Source organism: Sphingobacterium sp. 1.A.4 (assembly GCF_002734245.1).
GTDB lineage: Bacteria > Bacteroidota > Bacteroidia > Sphingobacteriales > Sphingobacteriaceae > Sphingobacterium > Sphingobacterium tenebrionis.
On the sequence record NZ_PEAZ01000105.1, the window covers coordinates 1 to 5,914 of the forward strand.

The following is a 5,914-nucleotide window of genomic DNA, read 5'->3' on the forward strand; positions in this document are numbered from 1 at the left end:
TGCCAACGACCTGCTTGAGTGTTTTCATGTTAATTTTTTGATGTGAAACTGAAAAATCAATAGTGAAACTTCCCTTGGACTTGTCTCCTTATGGATATTCAAGCTGGACTGTAATTCCGCCTTACATTCTGTTCTGTCTTAGGAAGCGAAAAAGAGGAAGGCCATCTCTAAAAATCAGTATGCTAAAAAAGCTACTAAGACAGCCCTAGGCTCTCCCTCTTTTCACTAAATACAGCAAATCTATAAAACAAAAAATGTCTCCTACATTTGCTTGACACAAACATAGGAGACAGCCTCTTGCTTTTTACTAATTTGGCTCGAAGTTTAAGTGAGGTGTAAGTGAGGTGTAAGTGAGGTGTAAGTGACTTTTAGCACTTACACCTCACTTACACCTCACTTACAATGTGCATGCAACGAGAATAAAAAAAGCTGTATCCTTTTTCGGATACAGCCCATTGTATGTTAATTTATATTTTTAATTAATTAGGATTCTATTTGATAATTTAAAACTTCAAATCTTATTTCCAAGACCATTCGGTTTTATCGAAATCATTATCGATATATTCAAATTCTCCTAAATCTTTTAAAGAATTAGCTTTTAATAGTTTTTCTTCCCAGTATTTACGAGGTTTTGAGTTTACCGTTTCAATAATGGTTTTAGAATCCTTTATTAATAAAAAAACTTCATCTGTAATATGGAGCTGTTCAAGAAATTGTTTCCTAATTATAATTCCAAAAGATTTACCGATTTTTATGATTTTAGTTTTCATATTACTAGGGTTATAAGAAACCAAACACTTAATTTTTAATATTCAGCTAATCATTATGGAAAAACTTTATAGATATCGTTTCTCTTCACAAAACGCGCTAGTTCAATTTTATTATCATCCTTAAAAAAACCTAATCTATATCCTCCAATTCTCAAACGATAAGCAGTAGAAAACCCCTTTATCTTTATAACATTGGGAATATCTTCTAATGTGCTTGCATTTTCAATTTCAATAATGATTAATTTAATTCTAGCGTTCATTTTTTTATCTGACACTTTCTTAATATCATTAAGAAAAGTCCTTAAAAAAACTATTTCCATTAGTCTAAAGCATTCATAATTTCATCTCGAGTAACAGTTTCTTCCCTGTCTGATTGCTGCATTAATAACAACAGTCCTAGATCTTCCCTTTCTTCTTCAGACAAGGCCTTTAAACGTTCTTTTTCTTTATATTCAACATAAAATTTAACCGCTTTTTCCATTATTGATTTCACACTCTTATCATCAAAAGCAGAAAGCAGTTTTAACTTCGTTAAAATAGTTTCATCAATATCTATAATTTTCTTAACCTTCATATAACAAATATATAAGTTATATACGATATATAAAAATTAGAAGATAATAATAAAAAAAACAGAAGCAACTAAATTAGTAAGAGGCCGTATCAAATGCTTGATACGACCTCTTACTAATTTTACAAGTTTTCCTCATTTGTACTAATTAGCTAACTCGTATATTCTATTATCTATTGTGTAAGTATAGAATTGGGTAGTAAGATTGCCCTTTATTTTATGAGTTTCTTTGTAGATGTTATAATTTATTGCATTCAAATTCCAATTGAATGAATTGGGATCATATTTGAAAACAATTTTTTTTCCGTCATTAAATTTGATAGCTATGGAATCATGTGCTGATGGCGAAAAAGTATAATTAAATCTGTTAAAGTTTCCAGGCACACTTATACTATCGGCAATATCTATAGATACTTTTCCAGCATTTCTTCTATAAAAATCAATAGAAACAGTATTTGGAAGAGTGTTTTTATATACAAAAACATCTTCAAACAGTGATTCTGGATTATGTTCAGAACAGGATACCAATAATCCAAATAGGCCTATTAATACTGCTCTACATAAGCTGTTCATATCCTAACTCCTTACTCTTGAGAACCAATCTTCCCTTGAGCCTCCCGCTCCTTACGTAGTTTACTGTGTCTATAACCGTACAAGAAATAGATTGCTACACCAATAGCCATCCAAATTCCTAAACGCTCCCAGCTCACCAACGGAAGGGATGCCATCATCGCGATACACACCAAAATTCCTAAAATTGGAACCAATGGAACCAATGGCGTTTTGAAAGGTCTTTCGATATTCGGATTGGTCTTGCGTAATACTAAAACACCTATACATACCAACGTAAAGGCAAATAAAGTACCGATACTTACCATATGTCCCAAATCAGATACCGGAACAAATCCTGCGAAAATACTCACAAAAACCATGAAGATCAGATTGGTTTTCCAAGGCGTTTGACGTTTGGAAAGATCTGAGAAGATCTTTGGCAACAAGCCATCCTTACTCATGGAATAGAACACGCGGCTCTGACCCAATAACATCACCAGGATAACGGAAGTATAACCAGCAATAATCGTAACAATCATCGCAGTATTCAAGAAATGATAACCGGTTTTTTCAAAAGCTGTGGCAACTGGCTTCGCATCACCAGAGAAAGCGGTATAAGGCGCTAACCCCGTCATCACATAAGAGAACAACACGTAAAGAATGGTACAGATGACCAAGGAACCAATAATACCGATCGGCATGCCTTTCTTCGGGTTCTTCGCTTCCTGAGCCGCAGTACTTACCGCATCAAAACCGATAAAGGCAAAGAAAACCACTGCTGATGCACGTAGTATACCGGAGATCCCGTAATGTCCAAAATAACCACTGGAGAAGAATTCCCCCCAGCCCATCTTACCTTGTTTTACCAGCTCCTCCCCTTCGTTCGTCGGGATAAATGGCGTATGGTTAGCAGGGTTGATGAACTGCCATCCTAAAACGATGAACAAAATCACCACACTAACTTTCAGGATAACCAGGATATTGTTAACAACAGAAGACTCCTGCGTTCCCCGCATTAACAGAAGTGATAATAAACAAACAATAATAATCGCAGGAAGATTGATCATCCCGCCCTCCCAAGGACCAGCCAAAAGCTGCTGAGGAAGATGGATACCCATGATCTGCATGAGCTCATTGAAATACTGAGACCAACTGACCGCAACGGTGGCACCTGCTAAGGCATATTCCAGCACCAGATCCCAACCGATGATCCAGGCCATGAATTCACCCATGGTTGCATAGGAATAGGTATAGGCACTACCGGCTACCGGGATCATGGAGGCAAATTCAGCATAACACAAACCTGCGAATGCACAACCAACCGCTGCCACTATGAAAGATAACATTACTGCTGGTCCGGCATGATCTGCCGCAGCAATTCCTGTTAACGAAAAAAGACCGGCTCCAATGATAGCACCGATCCCTAATGCAATTAGTCCTGAACTGGATAAGGTCCTCTTTAAGGTTCCTTCGCCGCTCTGTTCCGCTTCTGAAACTAACTTTGCAATTGATTTTTTATACCACATAAATTAGATTAATAAGTTATTAACAAACCTACAAAAAAATTAAAAATATCAACAATTTTTTGACAATTTATCATTTTATGCACCCTATTTTTAGTATTGTTTTATAATCATTGATTTAAATCGGACGATTATCTTTACTAAAAGCCCTTTTGCAGAATCATATTTCTTGTTCAGGGATACTTTTTAGCGTTATGTTGGTTTAATAAAAAATCACTTACTTATTATTTCGCAGCTACATCCGATTCCTTTTCAGCTACAAATTTATTGATTATCAAGCCCTTAATAAACATAAAGTATTGAACAATAGGAAAAACCAATATTTGTTCTTATCTTTGCACCGCCTTAGGCAATTGTGCCTATTGTATAATTTATTTCATGAACCCATTTTTAGAACTGGGAATCCGTCATGAGATTGTTTCTGCCATCACTGAGTTAGGTTTCGAAAAACCTTCTCCCATCCAGGAAAAAGCCATTCCTGTATTACTGACTGGTAACGACGATTTTGTCGGATTAGCCCAAACAGGTACAGGGAAGACTGCGGCATTTGGTCTTCCTCTTTTAGAACAACTAGACTTTTCATCGAAACAACCACAAGCATTGGTACTTTGTCCAACGCGCGAGCTGTGTTTGCAAATTGCAAGAGACCTAGAAAAATTTGCCAAACATTTAGACAATGTGCACGTGGTTGCCGTATATGGTGGTGCAAACATCAGCGATCAATTGAGACAGATCCGTCGCGGTGTTCAAATCGTTGTTGCTACCCCAGGTCGTATGCTTGATATCATCGGCCGTAATGCCATCGACTTCTCTAACGTACGTTATGTCGTATTAGATGAAGCTGATGAAATGTTGAACATGGGTTTCCAAGAGGACATCAACAATATCCTTTCCGAAACTCCTGACGACAAAAAAACGTGGTTGTTTTCAGCAACCATGCCTAAAGAAGTACGTCGTATTGCCCAAAACTACATGACTAACCCTTTTGAGTTAACTGTAGGTACAAAGAACACCGGTAATACGAACATCGAACACCATTATTACATGATCAAGGCGAAAGATAAATACGCTGCTTTCAAACGCATCGTAGATTTTTACCCAGAGATCTTTGGTATTGTGTTCTGTCGTACTAAAATTGAAACCCAAGAGATTGCGGAAGCATTGATCAAAGATGGCTACAATGCCGATTCTTTACATGGTGACCTTTCTCAACAACAACGCGATAAAGTAATGAAACGCTATCGCGAACGCAACTTGCAATTATTGATTGCTACGGATGTTGCTGCTCGTGGTATCGACGTAAATGACGTAACACACGTTATCAACTATTCATTACCTGACGAAACAGAAAACTATACCCACCGTTCAGGCCGTACAGCTCGTGCCGGTAAAACGGGTATCTCTATTTCTTTGATCAATGTGAAAGAAATGAGCAAAATTCGTCATATCGAAAAGATCATTGGAAAAGAATTCATCCGCAAACAAGTTCCTCAAGGAACTGAGGTTTGTGAGAAACAGCTTTTCGCAATCATCGATAAAGTGCATAACGTAGAAGTACACGAAGATAGGATCAATACGTTCCTTCCTCAAATCTTAGAAAGCCTTCAGGACCTTTCCAAAGAGGAGATCGTAAAACGTTTTGCATCTTTAGAATTCAATAGATTCTTAAATTACTACGAAGACGCTCCTGATTTGAACATCGACGGTCGTGATAATGGTCGCGAAAGAGAAGGAAGAGATAGAGATGGTCGTCGTCAAGCATCTAAAGGATTCACTCGTTTATTTATCAACTTAGGTTCGGTAGATGAATTCAGCAGAGGTGATATGTTATCCTTCATCTGTAACAAAAGTAAGATTTCTGGAAAGTCAATCGGTAAGATCGATCTAAAAGGAGTATTTACGTTCTTCGAAGTACAGGATGAAGAGGTAGAACGCGTATTCCAAGGATTCCAAGGTGTAGATTTCAACGGTAGAAACGTTCGTATCGAAGTTTCTGGCGAAGGTAGATCTTCAGATCGCGGAGGAAGAGGTGGTAGTCGTCGTTCAGGCGGAGACCGCGAAAGAGGTGGAAGCTACGGTTCACGCAATGGTGGTTCTGGTCGTAGAGACAGAAACTCCGGCGGTGGATTCCGCGACTTCTCTTCTGGCAAAGGCCGTAGAGAATCCAAAAGCAGATATTAATAGTTAATATTAAATATGCAAAGAAGGTGTCTAAAAAGGCACCTTCTTCTGTTTTATAGCTTTCTGGAGCTCCATTATAATTTCATGAGCAATATTAGGCTGCAAGTCGATGTTTTGTACTTTTCAGCATGTTGATGGCTTGATTTATCGCAAATAGGGAGTTTTTGCCACCTGGTTTACCGATAAAAGCTTTGTCTTTCCACTTTTTTGCCCATTTTCTGAGGTTATGGGCAATGGCCATCAAACCGAATTCCACAGCGACTTTATCCAGTCCTTTCATTGTGAACCGGGTAAACCTGTTGTTGCTTTTCATCTGA

At 37.7% G+C, this 5,914-nt stretch carries 7 protein-coding genes; 1 reads left to right on the top strand and 6 read right to left on the bottom strand.

The features are described from left to right. Nucleotides 1-518 precede the first annotated feature (518 nt). The 5 genes from CRJ00_RS16630 to CRJ00_RS16650 all read right to left on the bottom strand — a co-directional run bounded on the left by CRJ00_RS16630 (nucleotide 519) and on the right by CRJ00_RS16650 (nucleotide 3,419). Complete coding sequence (locus CRJ00_RS16630) at nucleotides 519-770, bottom strand: AbrB/MazE/SpoVT family DNA-binding domain-containing protein (RefSeq protein WP_180268517.1); 252 nt, start codon at nucleotides 768-770, stop codon at nucleotides 519-521. Between the two features lie 53 nt (nucleotides 771-823). Further along, entirely contained in the window at nucleotides 824-1,090 is a 267-nt protein-coding gene (locus tag CRJ00_RS16635) for a type II toxin-antitoxin system RelE family toxin (protein WP_099367868.1), read from the bottom strand. Beyond that, on the bottom strand, nucleotides 1,090-1,344 hold the full coding sequence (locus tag CRJ00_RS16640; RefSeq protein ID WP_099367869.1) for a hypothetical protein: 255 nt from the start codon (nucleotides 1,342-1,344) through the stop codon (nucleotides 1,090-1,092). Before CRJ00_RS16640 ends, CRJ00_RS16635 begins: the two co-directional genes overlap by 1 nt. A 141-nt stretch (nucleotides 1,345-1,485) precedes the next feature. Continuing rightward, nucleotides 1,486-1,914, bottom strand: coding sequence for a hypothetical protein (locus tag CRJ00_RS16645; RefSeq protein ID WP_144038187.1), 429 nt, complete (start codon nucleotides 1,912-1,914; stop codon nucleotides 1,486-1,488). Between the two features lie 11 nt (nucleotides 1,915-1,925). Beyond that, nucleotides 1,926-3,419, bottom strand: a complete 1,494-nt coding sequence (locus CRJ00_RS16650) for an amino acid permease (protein ID WP_099367871.1) — start codon at nucleotides 3,417-3,419, stop codon at nucleotides 1,926-1,928. Nucleotides 3,420-3,794: 375 nt separating this feature from the next. On the opposite strand from CRJ00_RS16650, the gene CRJ00_RS16655 reads away from it, so the two are divergent. Then, nucleotides 3,795-5,597, top strand: a complete 1,803-nt coding sequence (locus tag CRJ00_RS16655; protein ID WP_099367872.1) for a DEAD/DEAH box helicase — start codon at nucleotides 3,795-3,797, stop codon at nucleotides 5,595-5,597. A 94-nt stretch (nucleotides 5,598-5,691) separates the two neighbouring features. On the opposite strand, the gene CRJ00_RS19405 is transcribed toward CRJ00_RS16655, so the two are convergent. Continuing rightward, nucleotides 5,692-5,914: transposase (locus CRJ00_RS19405; protein WP_218962196.1), on the bottom strand; the 223-nt coding region annotated here is incomplete at its 5' end.